The sequence below is a fragment of the Amycolatopsis sp. NPDC006131 genome, assembly GCF_040614175.1.
GTDB lineage: Bacteria > Actinomycetota > Actinomycetes > Mycobacteriales > Pseudonocardiaceae > Amycolatopsis_E > Amycolatopsis_E tucumanensis.
On sequence record NZ_JBEXTX010000145.1, the window covers coordinates 1 to 16487 of the forward strand.

Below are 16487 nucleotides of genomic sequence, written 5' to 3' on the forward strand. Positions count from 1 at the left end.
CGACGAGGCGACCTGGCGCCGCGCCGGGCTGGACGAGTTCGACACGTCCCAGCCACCCGGCGTGAGCGACCTGAAGTCCAAGGACTACCTGGAAAGCCGGCACAGCGCCTCGGCGCTCACCTGCAGGTCTTCGGCCGCCGCGGCGGCCTGTTCCAACTTGCTGCGGATCGTCTGGAACGCGAGCAGCCCCAGTTCGTGCTCCCGCTCCCGCAGCACCGGGCACGCCCGCAGGTCGTCGAGCACGCGCGTCACCGCCGTGGCGAGCGTGGTCAGCCCTTCGAGCAGCTCGCGCACCTCGTCCGGGCCCAGCCGGCCGCTGTCCAGCTCGTCCAGCGTCTTGGCCAGCTCCCTGGCCAGCTCACCGGACCCGTGGGCTTCGCTCTGCGACGACATCGTCACTCCCTACCGCGGCGCCCTCCCGCAGCCTTCCCCCGCCTGCCGCAATCAAACGCCTCCGAGCCGCCCGGCGGAACCACCCACGCGAAGCCTCTAGACTGGTCAGGTGGCTCGCGTCGTGATTCTGGACTACGGATCGGGGAACCTGCGCTCCGCTGAGCGCGCTGTGCGCCGCGTCGGCGCCGAGGTCGAGGTGACCGCCGACCCGCATGCGGCGCTGGAAGCCGACGGCCTCGTCGTCCCCGGCGTCGGCGCCTACGCGGCCTGCATGGCGGGCCTGCTCTCGGTGGGCGGGGAGAAGATCATCGGCAGCCGTCTCGCCGGCGGTCGTCCCGTCCTGGGCATCTGCGTGGGCATGCAGATCCTGTTCGAGCGTGGCGTCGAGCACGGTGTGGAGACCGAGGGCACCGGCGAGTGGCCCGGCACGGTCGACCGCCTGCACGCCGACGTCGTCCCCCACATGGGTTGGAACACCGTCCGCGCGCCGGAGGACTCGCAGCTGTTCGCCGGCCTCGACGCGGACGCCCGGTTCTACTTCGTGCACTCCTACGCCGCCCGCAGCTGGCTGCTCGACTCCGGCCTGCCCGGCCAGCAGCCCAAGGTGACGTGGGCGCACCACGGCGAGGACTTCGTGGCGGCCGCGGAGAACGGCCCGCTGTGGGCGACCCAGTTCCACCCGGAGAAGTCCGGCGACGCGGGCGCCCACCTGCTGGAGAACTGGCTGCGCAGCCTCTGACCAGCCCCACCCTCCGGGCAGCTGAGCGCCGTTGCTCCTTATAGTGGCCGCGTGACGTTCACCCTCCTTCCCGCCGTCGATGTGGCCGATGGCCAGGCCGTGCGTCTCGTCCAGGGCGAGGCGGGCACGGAAACCTCCTACGGCAGCCCGCTCGACGCGGCGCTCGCCTGGCAGCGGGACGGCGCGGAGTGGATCCACCTCGTCGACCTCGACGCCGCGTTCGGCAAGGGCGACAACAAGGAGCTGATCGCCCGCGTGGTCGGCGAGCTGGACGTGCAGGTCGAGCTGTCCGGCGGCATCCGCGACGACGCGTCGCTGGAAGCCGCGCTCGCCACCGGCGCCCGCCGGGTGAACCTGGGTACCGCCGTGCTCGAAGATCCGGAGTGGACCGCGAAGGTCGTCGCCACCTACGGCGACCGCGTCGCGATCGGCCTCGACGTGCGCATCACCGAGGACGGCCACCGGCTCAAGGGCCGCGGCTGGACCAGCGACGGCGGCGACCTGTGGGAGGTCCTGGAGCGCCTGGACCGCGACGGCGCCTCGCGCTACGTGGTCACCGACGTCAGCAAGGACGGCACCCTCAAGGGTCCGAACCTGGAGCTGCTCGCCGAGGTCGCCGCCCGCACCGACGCGCCGGTGATCGCCTCCGGCGGGGTGTCCAGTTTGGACGACCTGCGCGCGCTGGCCGGCCTCGCCGCGGACGGCGTCGAGGGCGCCATCATCGGCAAGGCCCTCTACGCGGGCGCGTTCACGCTGCCGCAGGCCCTGGACGCCGTCAGCCCGCGAGTTTGATCGCCAGGCCGATCGTCTTCTGGCGGCCCCGCAGCCTGCTGAAGAACATCGTCACCTGACCCACCACCCCGTACTTGCGCGCGATCGCCGAGCGCGCCCGCTCGGTCGCCGCGTCGTCCAGGAGCCGGGCCTGCCCGGTCACCACCGGCCCGTGGGTCTCGCGGCCGCGGAAGTCGCAGCCCTGCAGCGTGACCTCGGGGTTGTTGCGGATCCGCTTGACCTTGCCCGCCGTCCGGTCGCTCCACACGACGATCTCGCCGTCGTGCCCGGCGGCCCACACCGGCGTCGGCACGGGCGTGCCGTTCTTGCGGAACGTCGTCAACAGGAGGTACTTCTCGGCGGCGATGCGCTCGAAATCCGACATGCCCCCAACGGTAGCGTGATCAGCGCCGCACCGGTGTCCGCTGTGGACTGTCAACCTCGCCGAACCGGGCCAGGGCCAGCGCCGCCGCCACCGCGACCACGAACCCGGCCACGGCCGCCGGCGCGAACCCGGCCCGCGTCGAATCGCCCAGCAGGACCACGCCGATCAGCGACGGGACCACCGTTTCGCCGACCACCATCAGCGCGGTGGCCGTCGTGACGCTGCCGCGCTGCAGTGCCGAGGCGTAGAACAGCATCGCGAGCACCCCGGCCGCGGCGAGGGCGTACGCGGCGGGATCGGTCAGCACCGCGATCACGCCCGTCGCGTCCAGCACCCGCCCGGCCAGCGCGACCACGCCGAAGCACAACCCGGAGACCAGCCCGAGAGCCGGTGTGCGGACGTGCTCGGGAGCGCGCCCGACGGTCCAGCCCGCCACCGCCAGCAGCGCGACGGCCACGAGCAGGGCGACGTGGAACGCCGTGCCCACCGGCTCGGAACCCTCGCTCCGCGCGGACACGCCGAGCAGCGCCAGCCCCGCGCACACCAGCGCGATCGCGCCCCACTCCCGGCCGGACAGCCGTACGCCGAGAGTGAGGGCCGCCACGGCGGTGACGGCGAGGCTCGCCGCGAGCGCGGCCTGCACCACGAACAGCGGCAGCACCCGCAACGCGACCAGCTGCGCCACGAACCCGACGACGTCCAGGCCGAGCCCGAGCACGTACCGCCACTGCCGCAGCACGCGCACGAGCAGCCGCGGGTCCACCCCGGACCCGCCGTCGTCCACCGCGCGGGCCGCGACGGCCTGGAACACGGACGCGACCCCGTAGGCGACCGCGGCGGCCACCGCGCACAGCAACCCCCACCACACCCACGCCACTCTAGGGAACATCTACCCTGGTGGCATGGGTGTAGCGGTCAGGGTGATCCCGTGTCTGGACGTCGACGCGGGCCGGGTGGTGAAGGGCGTCAACTTCGCCGACCTCAGGGACGCCGGCGATCCGGTCGAGCTGGCGCGGGCCTACGACGCGGAGGGCGCCGACGAGCTGACCTTCCTCGACGTGACCGCGTCCTCGGGCAACCGCGAGACCACCTTCGACGTGGTCCGGCGCACCGCCGAGCAGGTGTTCATCCCGCTGACCGTCGGCGGCGGCGTGCGTGCCTGCGACGACGTCGACCGCCTGCTGCGCGCGGGCGCGGACAAGGTGAGCATCAACACGGCGGCGATCGCCCGGCCCGAGCTGCTGCGCGAGGCGTCCCGCCGCTTCGGCGCGCAGTGCATCGTGCTGTCGGTCGACGCCCGTCGCGTGCCGGAGGGCTCGGAGCCGACGCCGTCCGGGTTCGAGGTGACCACCCACGGCGGCCGCCGCGGCACCGGCATCGACGCGGTCGAGTGGGCCCAGCGCGGCGAGGAGCTGGGCGTCGGCGAGATCCTGCTGAACTCGATGGACGCCGACGGCACCAAGGCCGGTTTCGACCTGGAGCTGATCGAGAAGACCCGCAAGGTCGTCACCGTGCCGGTGATCGCCAGCGGGGGAGCGGGCGCGGTCGAGCACTTCCTGCCCGCGGTGCGGGCCGGGGCGGACGCCGTGCTCGCGGCCAGCGTGTTCCACTTCGGACAGTTGAAGATCGGCGCGGTCAAGGACGCCCTGCGCGACGGCGGGGTCGAGGTCAGGTGAGCCTGGCACCCGAGCTGGCCCAGCGGCTCAAGCGCAACGCCGACGGCCTGGTGTGCGCGGTCGTGGTCGACCACGCGACCTCCGACGTGCTGATGGTGGCCTGGATGAACGACGAGGCGCTGGAGCGCACGCTGACCACCCGTCGCGGCACGTACTTCTCACGCAGCCGCCAGGAGCTGTGGGTCAAGGGCGAGACGTCCGGGCACGTGCAGCACGTGCGCGAGGTCCGCCTCGACTGCGACGCGGACACGCTGCTGGTGCGCGTCGACCAGACCGGCCCCGCCTGCCACACCGGCACCCGCACCTGCTTCGACAGCGACGACCGCCTGCTGCTGGCCGACGACGCCTAGTCGATGTCGCCGGTCAGGTAGCGCTGCAACGTCGGGCCGACGGCCGCCGCGATGGTGTCGATGTCCGTGGTCGAGAACGGCTCGAACTTCGCCACGTACCGGGCCATCCCCATGCCCACCATCTGCGACGCGCACAGCGTCGCGCGCAGCTCCGGCCGGTCCGGCGACACCCGGCCGACCACGTTCTCCAGCACGTGCCGGATCAGGAAGTCCTTGAGGCTCAACGCGGCCTGGTCGTGGCTGGCGATGCTGCGCACCAGCGCGGGGAACGCGCCGCCCTCGGTGGCGTCCCACACCGTCAGGAACCGCCGCACGATCCGCTTCCCGAGCTCGTCCACCGGCCCGTCCATGAGCTGCGAGAGGAGCTCGATCGGATCGAACGGCAGCTGCAGCACGGCCTGCGCGAACAGGCCCTCCTTGCCGCCGAACCAGTGGTTCACCATGGCGGCGTCGACGCCGGCGCGGGCGGCGATCGCGCGCACGGTCGCGCCCTCGTAGCCGCTCTCGCTGAAGACCTCGCGCGCGGCGGCCACGAGCGCGGCCCGGGTGTCCTGGCCGCCGGGGCGGCGGCCGCGCCGCTTGGCTGGCGTAGGCTGTTCCGCGGTGCTCACCCCTCCATCATGGCGCGGGCGGGACCAGAATTCAACGGAGCCTGAATTAACGCCCGGTGCGAAGAGTGTCGGACCCGGGCGGCACAATGGCCCCATGGTCAGTGCGAATCCCACCGACGGCGGCCTCGGTTCGGTGAGCCCCGCACGCGACGAGTTCCGCGCCCTCGCCGAGGGTCGTCGCGTGATCCCGGTGGTCCGTCGGCTGCTCGCCGACGGCGAAACGCCCGTCGGGGTCTACCGCAAGCTCGCGGCCGACCGCCCGGGCACGTTCCTGTTCGAGTCGGCCGAGAACGGGCAGTCGTGGTCGCGCTGGTCCTTCATCGGCGTCCGCAGCCCCGCCGCGCTGACCGTGCGGGACGGCAAGGCCGTGTGGGAGGGCACCCCGCCGGTGGGCCTGCCCGCAGAGGGCGACCCGCTGACCGTCCTGCGGGAGACGGTCGCCGCGCTGCACACCGAGCCGCTGCCCGGCATGCCGCCGCTGACCGGCGGGATGGTCGGCTACCTCGGCTACGACGCCGTGCGCTGGCTGGAGAAGCTGCCGGAGCTGGCCGAGAAGGACCTCGACATCCCCGAGCTGACCATGCTGCTGGCCACCGACCTGGCCGCCGTGGACCACCACGAGGGCACGGTCACGCTCATCGCGAACGCGGTCAACTGGGACGACAGCCCGGAGCGGGTCGACGCGGCCTACGACGACGCCGTCCGCCGCCTGGAGGAGATGACCGAGCGGCTCGGCGCCGCGGCCCCCGCGACCGCCGCCGTCTTCGACCGCCCGGCGCCGGAGTTCGAGCGCCGCCGCACGCAGGCCGACTACTTCGCCGCGGTGGAGAAGGCCGTCGAGGCGATCAAGGCCGGCGAAGCGTTCCAGGTGGTGCCCTCGCAACGGTTCGAGATCCCCACCCAGGCCGACGCGCTGGACATCTACCGCGTGCTCCGCACCTCCAACCCCAGCCCGTACATGTACCTGCTGCGGCTGGACGGCTTCGACATCGTCGGCTCCAGCCCCGAGTCGCTGGTCACCGTGCGGGACGGCCGCGCCACCACGCACCCGATCGCGGGCACCCGCTGGCGCGGCGCGGACCCGGAGGAGGACGCGCAGCTGGCCAAGGACCTCCTTGCCGACGAGAAGGAACGCGCCGAGCACCTCATGCTGGTCGACCTCGGCCGCAACGACCTGGGCAAGGTCTGCAAGCCCGGCACCGTCCGGGTGGTCGACTTCTTCGCCATCGAGCGCTACAGCCACGTCATGCACATCGTGTCCACCGTCACCGGTGAGCTGGCCGAGGACAAGACCGCGTTCGATGCGGTGGCCGCGTGCTTCCCGGCGGGCACGCTCTCCGGCGCCCCGAAGGTGCGCGCGATGGAGCTGATCGAGGAGCTGGAGCCGACCCGCCGCGGTCTCTACGGCGGCGTCGTCGGCTACCTCGACTTCGCGGGCGACGCCGACACGGCCATCGCGATCCGCACCGCCCTGATCCGGGACGGGATCGCGTACGTGCAGGCGGGCGGCGGCGTGGTGGCCGACTCGGTGCCCGAGTACGAGGACAACGAATGCCTGAACAAGGCCCGCACGGTGCTCTCGGCGGTCGCCGCCGCGCAGACCATGGCGCCGCCGCGGAAGCTGGACCCGGCCGATGACGTCGCCAGCGTCCAGTAAGCGTCCACTGTGGATCGTCGCGGCCGCGCTGCTGCTGGCCGCGGCCGCGCTGTGGGGTTCCTCGCGGCTGGTCTGGGCGGCCGAGCTGCGTGACGCGGGCGTGCGCGGGATGGTGCTGGACAAGCACACCGGCGAGCAGGAGTCCGTGGCGCTGGTGCCGCTGGCCGTGCTCGCGCTGGCCGGGGTCGCCGGGCTCATCGCCGCGGGCGGCTGGCTGCGGCGCGTGCTGGGCGTGCTGGTCGCGCTGGCGGGGATCGCCGCGGGCTGGATCGCGATCGACGGCTGGCGCTTCGGCGGCTTCCCCGTGGGCGCGCCCACCGGGCAGATCTTCGCCGGGCGCGGACTGGCGCTGCTGGCGGGAATTCTGATGCTCGTCGCGGGGTTGTTCGCGATCAAGGGTGCGGGCCGCATGGCGAAGCTGGGCGCGCGCTACGAGGCCCCGGCCGGCCGGAAGAAGGCCGCGAAGGATCCGGACGCGGAGCTGTGGGAGGCGCTGTCGGAGGGCGAAGATCCGACTACTGATCGGTAGGCGGCGATTTCCGCTGCCGGACAAGGCAAGTCCGACCCGGAACCGGTCCGCACAGGTGGGCGGGTTAGCATCTTTTCTGCGGGAAGGGGAAGGTGTTTGTGAGCCAGCTTTCGAGTGAATGTGCGACAACCGGTGAGGTTGCGCCGTGACCGTTCTCGAAGACATCGTCGCCGGCGTCCGGGAAGATCTCGCCGAGCGGGAGAAGGCGCTCCCGTTCGACGAGCTGAAGCGGCTCGCCGCGCAGGCGCCGCCACCGCGGGACGCCATGTCCGCGCTGCGTGACTCGTCGATCGGCGTCATCGCCGAGGTCAAGCGCCGCAGCCCGTCCAAGGGCGCGCTGGCCGACATCCCCGACCCCGCCGCGCTGGCCAAGGACTACGAGGCGGCAGGCGCGCGGGTCATCAGCGTCCTCACCGAGGAGCGCCGGTTCGGCGGCTCGCTGGCCGACCTGGACGCCGTCCGCGCCGCGGTCGACATCCCGATCCTGCGCAAGGACTTCATCGTCACCCCCTACCAGGTCCACGAGGCCCGCGCGCACGGCGCCGACCTGGTCCTGCTGATCGTCGCCGCGCTGGAGCAGAACGCCCTCATGGCGCTGCTCGACCGGGTCGAGTCGCTGGGCATGACCGCGCTGGTCGAGGTGCACAACGCCGAGGAGGCAGACCGCGCGCTCGAGGCCGGCGCCAAGGTCATCGGCATCAACGCCCGCAACCTGCACACCCTCGAGGTCGACCGGGACGTCTTCGGCCGTCTCGCGCCGGGCCTGCCGTTCGACACGGTGAAGGTCGCCGAGTCGGGCGTCCGCGGCCCCGGCGACCTGATGGCCTACGCCGGTCACGGCGCCGACGCGGTGCTGGTCGGTGAGGGCCTGGTGGCCTCGGGCGACCCGAAGGGCGCCCTGATGAAGCTGGTCACCGCCGGATCGCACCCCGCATGCCCGAGGCCGAGCCGATGACCGAGCACGAGCAGCACGACGCGCACGACCCCGACGAGCGCGGCTACTGGGGCCCCTACGGCGGCCGGTTCATGCCAGAGGCGCTGATCGGCGTCGTCGACGAGGTGTCCGCCGAGTACGACAAGGCCCGGCTCGACCCGGAGTTCCAGGCCCAGTTCAAGCGCCTGCTGCGCGACTACGCCGGACGGCCGTCGCTGCTCACCGAGGCCGAGCGGTTCGCCGAGCACGCGGGCGGCGCGCGGATCTTCCTCAAGCGCGAGGACCTCAACCACACCGGCTCCCACAAGATCAACAACGTGCTGGGCCAGGCGCTGCTCACCAAGCGGATGGGCAAGAAGCGGGTCATCGCCGAGACCGGCGCGGGCCAGCACGGCGTCGCCACCGCCACCGCGTGCGCCCTGATGGGCCTCGAGTGCGTGGTCTACATGGGCGAGGTCGACACCGAGCGGCAGGCGCTGAACGTGGCGCGGATGCGGCTGCTCGGCGCCGAGGTGATCCCGGTCAAGACCGGTTCGCGCACCCTCAAGGACGCGATCAACGAGGCGCTGCGCGACTGGGTCGCCAACGCCGACACCACGCACTACCTGTTCGGCACCGCCGCCGGGCCGTACCCGTTCCCGATGATGGTGCGCAACTTCCACAAGGTCATCGGCGAGGAGGCCCGCGCGCAGATCCTCGAGCAGACCGGGCGGCTGCCGGACGCGGTCGCGGCCTGCGTCGGCGGCGGGTCCAACGCGATCGGCATCTTCCACGGCTTCATCGACGACCCGGACGTGCGGCTCGTCGGCCTGGAGCCGGGCGGCGAGGGCATCGACGGAAACCGCCACGGCGCCACCCTGACCAAGGGCACGCCGGGCAACCTGCACGGCGCGATGTCGTACCTGCTGCAGGACGAGGACGGCCAGACGGTCGAGTCGCACTCGATCTCGGCCGGCCTGGACTACCCGGGCGTCGGCCCCGAGCACGCGTGGCTCAAGGACAGCGGCCGGGCCGAGTACCGGCCGGTCACCGACGCCGAGGCGATGGACGCGTTCGCGCTGCTGTCCCGCACCGAGGGCATCATCCCGGCGATCGAGTCGGCCCACGCGCTGGCCGGTGCCATCCAGCTCGGCAAGGAGCTGGGCCGGGACGGGCTCATCGTGGTGAACCTGTCGGGCCGCGGCGACAAGGACATGGACACCGCCGCGAAGTACTTCGGATTGGTGGAGAAGTGACCGGGCTGCAGGATCTGTTCGCTCAGACGAAGAGCGAGGGCCGCGCCGCGCTGGTCGGCTACCTGCCCGCCGGGTACCCGACGGTGCCGGGCTCGAAGGACCTGCTGGCGGCCCTGATCGACGGTGGCGCGGACCTCGTCGAGGTCGGCGTGCCCTACTCCGACCCGGTGATGGACGGCCCGACGATCCAGCTCGCCGCGGACGCCGCGCTGAAGAACGGCTTCCGGCTGCGGGACCTGTTCGAGGTCGTCGAGTCGGTCTCGGCCCGCGGTGGCCGCGCGGTCGTGATGACCTACTGGAACCCGGTGCGCCAGTACGGGGTGGAGAAGTTCGCGCGCGACCTCGCCGCCGCCGGTGGCCTCGGCCTCATCACGCCGGACCTGATCCCGGACGAGGCGGGCGAGTGGATGGCCGCGTCCGAGCAGCACGGCCTGGACCGGATCTTCCTGGTCGCGCCGTCCTCGTCGGAGGAGCGGATCGACCTGACCGTCAAGGCGTCCTCCGGGTTCGTGTACGCGGCCGCGGTCATGGGCGTCACCGGCGCGCGGGACCAGGTCAGCAGTGGCGCGGCCGAACTGGTGGCCCGCACCAGGGCGCACACGGACCTGCCGATCGGCGTCGGCCTGGGTGTCCGGTCGCGTGAGCAGGCGGCCGAGATCGCCGGGTTCGCGGACGCCGTGATCGTGGGGTCGGCGCTGGTGTCGGCCGCCGCGGGCGGCACCGAACCGGTGCACGCGCTGGCCGGTGAGCTCGCCGAGGGCGTGCGCCAGGCCGTCGCCACGGCGTGAGCCCGGGCTAAAACACGTGGCCGCCGGGCTCGCTGATCGGCAGACTGGCGGCATGGCCTATGAACTCGCGCAGGTGAACGTCGGCCGCTTGGTCGCCCCGCTGACGTCGCCCCAGCTCAAGGACTTCGTGGACGCGCTCGACCCGATCAACGCGCTCGCCGACGCCGCACCCGGTTTCGTGTGGCGCATGCAGACCGAGGACGGCAACGCGACCGCGATCCGCGCCTTCGAGTGGGACACGGGCACCAGCGCGGGGGTCATCGTCAACATGTCGACCTGGCGCTCGGTGGAGGACCTGGCCGCGTACGTGTACTCGGGGGAGCACCGGGCCGTGCTGAAGCGCCGCCGCGCGTGGTTCGAGCGGATGCCCGAGGCGTTCACCGCGCTGTGGTGGGTGCCCGAGGGGCACCGCCCGGGCACCGCCGAGGCCGAGGACCGGATCCGGCACCTGCGAGCGCACGGGCCGACGCCGTACGCGTTCACCTTCCGCGAGACGTTCCCGCCCGGCGGTGCCGTGCCCGAGCCCGGGCAGGCCGACTGGTTCTGCAAGGCATGAGCATGGCGAAGGTGCTGTCGGTCAACATCGGGTCGAAGCGCGAGGTGCGGGAGGCCGATCTCGGGGTCACCGGGATCGACAAGCGTCCCGTCGACGGGCCGGTGGCGGTGGCCGCGCCCGGCCCGCGCGGGGTCGGCGCGAGCGGCGTGGCCGGTGACGTGATCTGCGACCTGCGCCACCACGGCGGCGACGACCAGGCGGTGTACGCGTACGCGCGGGAGGACCTGGACGTCTGGGCGGCGGAACTGGGCCGCGACCTGCCGCCGGGCGTGTTCGGCGAAAACCTGACCACGGTGGGCGTCGACCTGACCGGGACGCTGATCGGGGAGCGGTGGCGGGTCGGGTCGTCGCTGGTGCTGGAGGTGACGTCGCCGCGCATCCCGTGCCGCACATTCGCCGGCTGGCTCGGCGAACGCGGCTGGGTGAAGACCTTCACGCAGCGTGCGCTGCCCGGCGCGTACTTCCGGGTGCTGGAGCCGGGCCCGGTTCAGGCCGGCGACGCGGTGACGGTGCTGTCGCGGCCGGACCACGGGGTGACGATCGGGACGGCGTTCCGGGCGTTCACCACGGAGCCCGCGCTGCTGCCCGACCTGGCCGCCGTGGAGGCCCTGCCGGAGTACGACAAGCGCAAGGTACGCCGCGCCCTCGAGCGGCGAGGAGCGTCCGCGGGCTAGGGCGGCCGGTGCCGGGTGGAAGGGTGCCCTCGCGTTCCGGATGAACCGGGGGACGATATGCCACACCGGCCTGCCGAACCAGGCCACCTCGTGTTGCGGGTCGAGCCGTGGACGGTCGAGGACGTGCTCGACTTGCCCGAGGATCGTGGCTGCCGGATCGAGCTGGTCGATGGTGCTCTGCTGGTGAGTCCGGCACCCCGGTCCGGACACCAGCGCCTCCTGCAACGGTTGCTGATCTGATTCCCGCCGGTGCTTCCGGCGGGAACCGAACTGCTGCCGGGGGTGAACGTCCGGTTGGGCGGGCAGCGGTTGCTCATCCCGGACTTCGTCGTCATGAACCGGAGCGGGCACAGCGGCCTGTATTGCCAGGCTCAGGATTTGCTGCTGGCGGCGGAGATCGTCTCGCCGTCGAGCCGGGTGCAGGACCGGGTGCTCAAGCGGCGGCTCTACGCGGAGGCGGGCGTCCCGTTCTACCTCCTCGTGGAGACCGACGGCCCGGCGGTGCTGTTCGAGCTCGCCGACGGCGAGTACCGCGAGAGCGCGCGCAGCGAGGGCGGCAAGCTCACCTTCTCCCAGCCCTTCGCGGCCACCCTCGACCTCACCCGCTGATCCGGGCGTGGCAGGCTGTCCGCATGGCCCGGCCTTCTCCCCTGCAGGTGCGCAGTCTCGTCATCGCCGTGGTGGCGGCTCTCGTGGCGGTCTGGAACGTCACCCAGGGTGGCCCGTGGTACCTGACGGCCATTTTCGGCGTCGGGTGTGTGCTCGCGATCGGGTCGGCCGTCCTCAACCGCGCGGGCTGACCCACGCACTTCACACCGCGCACGTTACGGTGAGCGCGTGAATTCCGCCTCGGCTGTGTTCCTCGCGACGATCCCGAGCCCGGACCGCGGCGTCTGGCACCTGGGACCGATCCCGATTCGCGCCTACGCGCTGTGCATCATCGCCGGCATCATCCTCGCCATCTGGTGGGGTGACCGCCGCTGGGTGCAGCGCGGCGGCACCAAGGGCACGGTGGTCGACATCGCCGTGTGGGCCGTGCCGTTCGGTCTCGTCGGCGGGCGCCTCTACCACGTCATCACCGACTGGTGGCGTTACTTCGGCGAGGGCAAGGACCCGGTCAAGGCGCTCTACATCTGGGACGGCGGCCTCGGCATCTGGGGCGCGATCGCCCTGGGCGCGGTCGGCGCGTGGATCGGCTGCCGCCGCAAGGGCGTGCCGCTGCCCGCGATGGCCGACGCGATCGCCCCCGGCATCATCGCCGCGCAGGCCATCGGCCGCCTCGGCAACTACTTCAACCAGGAGCTCTACGGGGCACACACCACGCTGCCCTGGGGCCTGGAGATCTACCAGCGCTTCGACCCGAACAACCCGACGATCCCCGACCAGGGGCCCAACGGCATCGCGTTCGGGCACATCCCGCTCGCCGACAGCCCGGTGCACCCGACGTTCCTGTACGAGCTGATCTGGAACCTGCTCATCGCGGCGCTGGTCGTCTACGCCGACCGCAAGATGCGCCTCGGACACGGCCGCGCGTTCGCCCTGTACGTCGCCGGGTACACGCTGGGCCGCTTCTGGATCGAGCTGATGCGCACCGACGACGCCACCCACATCCTCGGCCTGCGGGTCAACACCTGGACGTCGATCCTGGTGTTCGCCGGCGCGATGGTGTACTTCTTCCTCGCCAAGCGGCGGGGGCCGCGCGAGGCGCCGGAAACGTTGCGCAGCAAGGAAGACGACACGGCCGACGACACCGACAAGGTCGCCCCGGAACGCGAGTAGTTCTACTCAGGCGCGCGACCGGCCGGGCGCGGCAGACTGGCGATCATGACCGCGCCCGACCCGCTCCGGCCTCGGCCGGGAGTCGCCTTCCTGGGGTTCGCGCTCGCGACCGGACTGCTGATCGGGGTCGTGGTCGCCCTGGCCCGGGACGCGATCACCGGCTGGCACGCCGGCGAATACACCTACGCGTTCATCGGGGTCACCTTCGGCGCGATCATCGGCGGGTGCCTGTGCCGGCTCGCTCGGCCGCCGTGGCGTTCCCTGGGCAGCGGACTGCTCCTCGGCGGCGCGCTCGGGTTCGCCGCCCTCGTCGCGGCGGGCGTGGTGCTCTACATCGGCTTGACGCAGTGGTCTAGCTGACCAGGCCGCGCCCCGTCACCAGCGGCAAGTCCAGCGCCGTCAGCAGCCCGGGGGGCGCCGCGACCACCGCGGGGATCGCGTTCACCAGGCGCATCGCGGTCGCCTTGAGGCCGGCCGTGTTGTGGTCGCCGTCCGTGCCGACCAGCCGCAGGTCCAGCGTGTAGTTCGGCTCGCCGGTCACCTGCACCCGGTAGCAGCCCTGCCCGGACGGCTGCGGCCAGTCCGGCCCCAGGTCCGGCCGCAGCCGCGTCACGTGTTCCAGCACGCACACCGGCCGTCCGCCACGCATGCCGCGCACCTCGAACCGCAGCGCGGCCGCCGTGCCCTCGGCGATGGTGCCGCACGAGATGTCGAACGTCGCCGGCGCGGGAAGCCGTTCGTAGCTCTCCTCGACCGCGTCCAGCTCCACGCCCAGCCCGGCCGCCAGCTGACGCACCACGCTGCCCCACGCCAGCGACAACACGCCGGGCTGCAGCAGCATCGGCTTCTGGTCCAGCGGGCTGCCGAAACCCATGATGTCGAAGACGACCTTGCGGTTGTCGTAGGTCGAGTAGTCCAGGATCTCGAAGCAGCGCACCTCGTCGATCCGCTCGCACACGCCGGTCAGCACCAGCGGCAGCCAGTCGTTGGCGAACCCGGGGTCGACGCCGTTCACCCACAGGGACGCGCCGCCCTCGGCCGCGGCCGCACCCACGGGCGCGGACACCTCCTCGGGCACCACGCCGTTCGGGAACTGCAGGAACACCGGGCTGCTCGACACCACGTTGACGCCCGCCCGCAGGATCCGCTGCAGGTCGGCCAGCGCTTCCATCAGACGGTCGTCCGCCATCGCCGTGTAGACCACGCAGTCCGGCTTCAGCGCCAGCAGCGCGTCGGCGTCGGTGGTCGCCTCGACGCCCAGCGTCCGGCCAAGGCCGGCCAGCTCACCGGCGTCGCGGCCGGCCTTGTCCGGGTTCGACACCCAGACGCCGGCCAGTTCCAGCTCCGGATGCGCGTCGATGCCCGCGATCGCGTGCCGCCCCACGTTGCCGGTGCTCCACTGCACCACCCGGTGGGTCACAGGTCCGGCAATCCGAGTTCGAGGTTGGGCGCCTGCAGCCCGCCGTCCACTTCCAGCACCTTCCCGGTGACGAACGAGCCGGCGGGGGAGGCCAGGTAGACGATCGCGGCCGCGATGTCCTCGACCTCGCCGAGCCGGCGCAACGGCGTGTCCGCCTCCATCTTCCCCTTGATCTCCGGGTTGTTCACCACCACTTCGAGCGCCGAGGTCGCCACCGACCCGACGGCGATCGCGTTGACCCGGATCCGCGGCGCGAGGTCGTAGGCGGCCAGGCGCGTGTAGTGGGCGAGCGCGGCCTTGGCGGTGCCGTAGGCGGCGAACCCGCGCCCGGCGACGCGGCCCATGTTCGACGAGATGTTGACGACCGCGCCGCCGTCGGTCATGAACGGCACGGCCGCGGTGGTGAGGGCGTGCGCGGTGGAGACGTTGAAGCGGAAGGCTTCCTCCAGGAACTCGGGTGTGGTCTCCAGCAGCGGGCGGGGGTAGGTGCCGCCGACGTTGTTGACCACGATGTCCACGCGGCCGAACTCGCCGACCGCGGCCTGCGCGAGTGCGGCGGCCGCGGCGGGATCGCTGAGGTCGGCAGGCACGACGTGCGCGCGCCGCCCGGCGTCGGCCACGCGCGCGGCGACGGCGTCGAGGTCGGTCTTCGTGCGGGAGGAGATCACCACGTCCGCACCGGCTTCGGCCAGCGCCACGGCGGCTCCCGCGCCGATGCCGCGCCCGGCCCCGGTGACCACGGCGACCCTGCCGGTCACGCGGAAACGATCGAGGATCATGCGCCCGACTGTAACAGGTTCTAGTTCTGTGCGGTCAACGTTCACCCCGCGGCCCGGACGTCGAGCCTAGGAGTTCAGGTGACCGCAGGAGTGATGCGCCGTGCGACCCCGTCGCCCCGGTGACCCGTTCCGTCTCCTGGCTGTGGCTGCACCGGCCGACCGGCGTCTACGTCGGCGGAGCACCCGCGGACGCACCTCGCTACAAGGTCGTCCCGTCCGTTCCCGAGGGCCGGCTCGACGAGCAGAAGCGTGCGAGCGTCATCGCCGAGGTCACCGAGGCGATCCTCGACGCGGAGAACGGCGCCTGGCCGCGTGGGGCCAGCCGGATCTGGGTGTTCCCCACCGAGATCCCCGAGGGCCACTGGGGCGGCTGGGGCAAGATCAGGCCGCTCGCGACGATCCTCGCCCGGCTCACGGGCGACGACACCAAGCGGGCCCGTGCGCTCGCACGTGAGCGGCTCGCTGCCACCCGAGCCGAACACGCCCGCCTGCCCTGATGAGGGCGAACCGGGCAGCCACCTCACTGCGGGGCAAGGGTTTTCCGCGGCGGCGCTAGTTCTGTGCGGGGTGGAAGAACCGGTCGATCCAGGGGCCGAACTCCCGCGTGCAGTCGGCGCGCAGCGCGTCCACGAACGCGTCGATCGCCGAGTCGATCTCCGCGAGCGGGCGAAGGGCGCCTTGCGCGCCGGTCACGTCGTCGACCACCCGCCAGCGGGCCCCGGCGGCCACGATCCGGACCTGCCACCGGTCCTCCAGCGACAGGGACGTGAACTCGAAGTCGCCCCGCGCCGGGCTGGTCTGCCATTCGCGCAGGGCGGCGGCGAGCTCGACCACCGGGAAGGCGCCCTCGGAGTAGATCTCCGCGCCGTCACGCACCACGAGGTCGGCTTCGACGTGCACGAACACCTCGGCCTCCGAACGCCCGTGCAGGTCGGGCGCGGCCAGCGCCGAATACCGCAGTTCCACCACGTTCTCCCGTCTGGCCCCGGCCGGGGCGGACCGGGAGCCACCGCCAGTTCACCACGGGCGCCGAGCCGGACTTCCGCTGCCGTGCCAGCGCTTCCCCGGGTCAGGGTCGCGTCGGGCGGATCGGTAGCACCGCCGGTTCGCCACGGGCGCCGACGCGGACTTCCGCTGCCGTGCCAGCGCTTCCCCGGGTCAGGGTCGCGTCGGGCGGATCGGTAGCACCGCCGGTTCGCCGTGGTCGCCGA

24 protein-coding genes are annotated in these 16487 nt (G+C 72.5%); 17 read left to right on the forward strand and 7 right to left on the reverse strand.

Annotated features, from left to right (window positions below; all coding sequences use genetic code 11):
• Positions 1–84: 84 nt before the first annotated feature.
• Positions 85–393, reverse strand: coding sequence for a hypothetical protein (locus ABZ215_RS39560; RefSeq protein ID WP_354955779.1), 309 nt, complete (start codon positions 391–393; stop codon positions 85–87).
• A 109-nt stretch (positions 394–502) separates the two neighbouring features.
• Between ABZ215_RS39560 and hisH the strand changes: the two genes are divergently transcribed.
• Both hisH and priA read left to right on the forward strand, forming a co-directional pair.
• Positions 503–1132, forward strand: coding sequence for an imidazole glycerol phosphate synthase subunit HisH (gene hisH / locus ABZ215_RS39565; RefSeq protein ID WP_354955781.1), 630 nt, complete (start codon positions 503–505; stop codon positions 1130–1132).
• A 51-nt stretch (positions 1133–1183) separates the two neighbouring features.
• Entirely contained in the window at positions 1184–1924 is a 741-nt protein-coding gene (priA, locus tag ABZ215_RS39570; RefSeq protein WP_020419691.1) for a bifunctional 1-(5-phosphoribosyl)-5-((5-phosphoribosylamino)methylideneamino)imidazole-4-carboxamide isomerase/phosphoribosylanthranilate isomerase PriA, read from the forward strand.
• Here the strand turns inward: priA and ABZ215_RS39575 are convergent.
• Both ABZ215_RS39575 and ABZ215_RS39580 read right to left on the reverse strand, forming a co-directional pair.
• Positions 1908–2288 carry a PPOX class F420-dependent oxidoreductase gene (locus ABZ215_RS39575; protein WP_237338168.1) on the reverse strand — a complete coding sequence of 127 codons (381 nt, stop codon included), beginning with the start codon at positions 2286–2288 and terminating at the stop codon, positions 1908–1910. The genes priA and ABZ215_RS39575 overlap by 17 nt on opposite strands.
• Positions 2289–2307: 19 nt before the next feature.
• On the reverse strand, positions 2308–3156 hold the full coding sequence (locus tag ABZ215_RS39580; protein WP_237338167.1) for a DMT family transporter: 849 nt from the start codon (positions 3154–3156) through the stop codon (positions 2308–2310).
• Between the two features lie 34 nt (positions 3157–3190).
• On the opposite strand from ABZ215_RS39580, the gene hisF reads away from it, so the two are divergent.
• Positions 3191–3964 (forward strand): imidazole glycerol phosphate synthase subunit HisF, encoded by a 774-nt coding sequence (gene hisF / locus ABZ215_RS39585; RefSeq protein ID WP_027936114.1) that lies wholly within the window; start codon positions 3191–3193, stop codon positions 3962–3964.
• On the forward strand, positions 3961–4314 hold the full coding sequence (gene hisI, locus ABZ215_RS39590; protein WP_354955784.1) for a phosphoribosyl-AMP cyclohydrolase: 354 nt from the start codon (positions 3961–3963) through the stop codon (positions 4312–4314). Before hisF ends, hisI begins: the two co-directional genes overlap by 4 nt.
• Here hisI and ABZ215_RS39595 read toward each other — a convergent pair.
• Positions 4311–4925, reverse strand: coding sequence for a TetR family transcriptional regulator (locus tag ABZ215_RS39595; protein WP_354955786.1), 615 nt, complete (start codon positions 4923–4925; stop codon positions 4311–4313). The two genes, hisI and ABZ215_RS39595, sit on opposite strands and share 4 nt — an antisense overlap.
• Positions 4926–5019: 94 nt before the next feature.
• Between ABZ215_RS39595 and ABZ215_RS39600 the strand changes: the two genes are divergently transcribed.
• From ABZ215_RS39600 to ABZ215_RS39655, 12 genes are all read left to right on the forward strand, one after another.
• Positions 5020–6582: an anthranilate synthase component I gene (locus ABZ215_RS39600; protein ID WP_020419685.1), complete on the forward strand. Its 1563-nt coding sequence runs from the start codon at positions 5020–5022 to the stop codon at positions 6580–6582.
• Complete coding sequence (locus ABZ215_RS39605; RefSeq protein WP_354955788.1) at positions 6560–7111, forward strand: Trp biosynthesis-associated membrane protein; 552 nt, start codon at positions 6560–6562, stop codon at positions 7109–7111. Before ABZ215_RS39600 ends, ABZ215_RS39605 begins: the two co-directional genes overlap by 23 nt.
• A gap of 145 nt (positions 7112–7256) precedes the next feature.
• Positions 7257–8066: an indole-3-glycerol phosphate synthase TrpC gene (gene trpC, locus ABZ215_RS39610; RefSeq protein ID WP_027934829.1), complete on the forward strand. Its 810-nt coding sequence runs from the start codon at positions 7257–7259 to the stop codon at positions 8064–8066.
• On the forward strand, positions 8045–9280 hold the full coding sequence (gene trpB / locus ABZ215_RS39615) for a tryptophan synthase subunit beta (protein ID WP_354955790.1): 1236 nt from the start codon (positions 8045–8047) through the stop codon (positions 9278–9280). Before trpC ends, trpB begins: the two co-directional genes overlap by 22 nt.
• Positions 9277–10068, forward strand: coding sequence for a tryptophan synthase subunit alpha (gene trpA / locus ABZ215_RS39620; protein ID WP_020419681.1), 792 nt, complete (start codon positions 9277–9279; stop codon positions 10066–10068). The genes trpB and trpA overlap by 4 nt, the downstream gene beginning before the upstream one ends.
• 52 nt (positions 10069–10120) lie before the next feature.
• Complete coding sequence (locus ABZ215_RS39625; RefSeq protein ID WP_354955792.1) at positions 10121–10624, forward strand: DUF3291 domain-containing protein; 504 nt, start codon at positions 10121–10123, stop codon at positions 10622–10624.
• A complete protein-coding gene (locus tag ABZ215_RS39630; RefSeq protein WP_020419679.1) occupies positions 10621–11298 on the forward strand; it encodes an MOSC domain-containing protein in 678 nt (225 codons plus the stop codon). Before ABZ215_RS39625 ends, ABZ215_RS39630 begins: the two co-directional genes overlap by 4 nt.
• A 90-nt stretch (positions 11299–11388) precedes the next feature.
• On the forward strand, positions 11389–11538 hold the full coding sequence (locus ABZ215_RS39635; protein ID WP_354955794.1) for a hypothetical protein: 150 nt from the start codon (positions 11389–11391) through the stop codon (positions 11536–11538).
• A 9-nt stretch (positions 11539–11547) separates the two neighbouring features.
• Positions 11548–11907, forward strand: coding sequence for a Uma2 family endonuclease (locus ABZ215_RS39640; RefSeq protein ID WP_354955796.1), 360 nt, complete (start codon positions 11548–11550; stop codon positions 11905–11907).
• A gap of 23 nt (positions 11908–11930) precedes the next feature.
• Positions 11931–12098: a hypothetical protein gene (locus ABZ215_RS39645; RefSeq protein WP_020419677.1), complete on the forward strand. Its 168-nt coding sequence runs from the start codon at positions 11931–11933 to the stop codon at positions 12096–12098.
• A gap of 37 nt (positions 12099–12135) precedes the next feature.
• Positions 12136–13077 carry a prolipoprotein diacylglyceryl transferase gene (lgt, locus tag ABZ215_RS39650; protein ID WP_354955798.1) on the forward strand — a complete coding sequence of 314 codons (942 nt, stop codon included), beginning with the start codon at positions 12136–12138 and terminating at the stop codon, positions 13075–13077.
• A gap of 45 nt (positions 13078–13122) precedes the next feature.
• Complete coding sequence (locus ABZ215_RS39655) at positions 13123–13437, forward strand: hypothetical protein (RefSeq protein WP_354709787.1); 315 nt, start codon at positions 13123–13125, stop codon at positions 13435–13437.
• Here ABZ215_RS39655 and ABZ215_RS39660 read toward each other — a convergent pair.
• Both ABZ215_RS39660 and ABZ215_RS39665 read right to left on the reverse strand, forming a co-directional pair.
• Entirely contained in the window at positions 13430–14497 is a 1068-nt protein-coding gene (locus tag ABZ215_RS39660; protein ID WP_354955800.1) for a diacylglycerol kinase, read from the reverse strand. The genes ABZ215_RS39655 and ABZ215_RS39660 overlap by 8 nt on opposite strands.
• Positions 14494–15276, reverse strand: a complete 783-nt coding sequence (locus ABZ215_RS39665) for an SDR family oxidoreductase (protein WP_020419673.1) — start codon at positions 15274–15276, stop codon at positions 14494–14496. The genes ABZ215_RS39660 and ABZ215_RS39665 overlap by 4 nt, the downstream gene beginning before the upstream one ends.
• 119 nt (positions 15277–15395) lie before the next feature.
• Between ABZ215_RS39665 and ABZ215_RS39670 the strand changes: the two genes are divergently transcribed.
• Positions 15396–15773 carry a hypothetical protein gene (locus ABZ215_RS39670; RefSeq protein WP_354955802.1) on the forward strand — a complete coding sequence of 126 codons (378 nt, stop codon included), beginning with the start codon at positions 15396–15398 and terminating at the stop codon, positions 15771–15773.
• Between the two features lie 55 nt (positions 15774–15828).
• On the opposite strand, the gene ABZ215_RS39675 is transcribed toward ABZ215_RS39670, so the two are convergent.
• The gene (locus ABZ215_RS39675; RefSeq protein WP_354955804.1) at positions 15829–16242 is read right to left on the reverse strand and encodes a hypothetical protein; all 414 of its coding nucleotides are present in this window, start codon (positions 16240–16242) and stop codon (positions 15829–15831) included.
• Between the last annotated feature and the right edge of the window lie 245 nt (positions 16243–16487).

Coding starts and splice junctions, on each gene's coding strand:
- ABZ215_RS39560 (WP_354955779.1), bottom strand. CDS start 393: ATGTCGTCGCAGAGCGAAGCCCACGGGTCCGGTGAGCTGGCCAGGGAG.
- ABZ215_RS39575 (WP_237338168.1), bottom strand. CDS start 2,288: ATGTCGGATTTCGAGCGCATCGCCGCCGAGAAGTACCTCCTGTTGACG.
- hisF (WP_027936114.1), top strand. CDS start 3,191: ATGGGTGTAGCGGTCAGGGTGATCCCGTGTCTGGACGTCGACGCGGGC.
- ABZ215_RS39600 (WP_020419685.1), top strand. CDS start 5,020: ATGGTCAGTGCGAATCCCACCGACGGCGGCCTCGGTTCGGTGAGCCCC.
- ABZ215_RS39605 (WP_354955788.1), top strand. CDS start 6,560: ATGACGTCGCCAGCGTCCAGTAAGCGTCCACTGTGGATCGTCGCGGCC.
- trpB (WP_354955790.1), top strand. CDS start 8,045: ATGCCCGAGGCCGAGCCGATGACCGAGCACGAGCAGCACGACGCGCAC.
- ABZ215_RS39625 (WP_354955792.1), top strand. CDS start 10,121: ATGGCCTATGAACTCGCGCAGGTGAACGTCGGCCGCTTGGTCGCCCCG.
- ABZ215_RS39630 (WP_020419679.1), top strand. CDS start 10,621: ATGAGCATGGCGAAGGTGCTGTCGGTCAACATCGGGTCGAAGCGCGAG.
- ABZ215_RS39645 (WP_020419677.1), top strand. CDS start 11,931: ATGGCCCGGCCTTCTCCCCTGCAGGTGCGCAGTCTCGTCATCGCCGTG.
- ABZ215_RS39655 (WP_354709787.1), top strand. CDS start 13,123: ATGACCGCGCCCGACCCGCTCCGGCCTCGGCCGGGAGTCGCCTTCCTG.
- ABZ215_RS39665 (WP_020419673.1), bottom strand. CDS start 15,276: ATGATCCTCGATCGTTTCCGCGTGACCGGCAGGGTCGCCGTGGTCACC.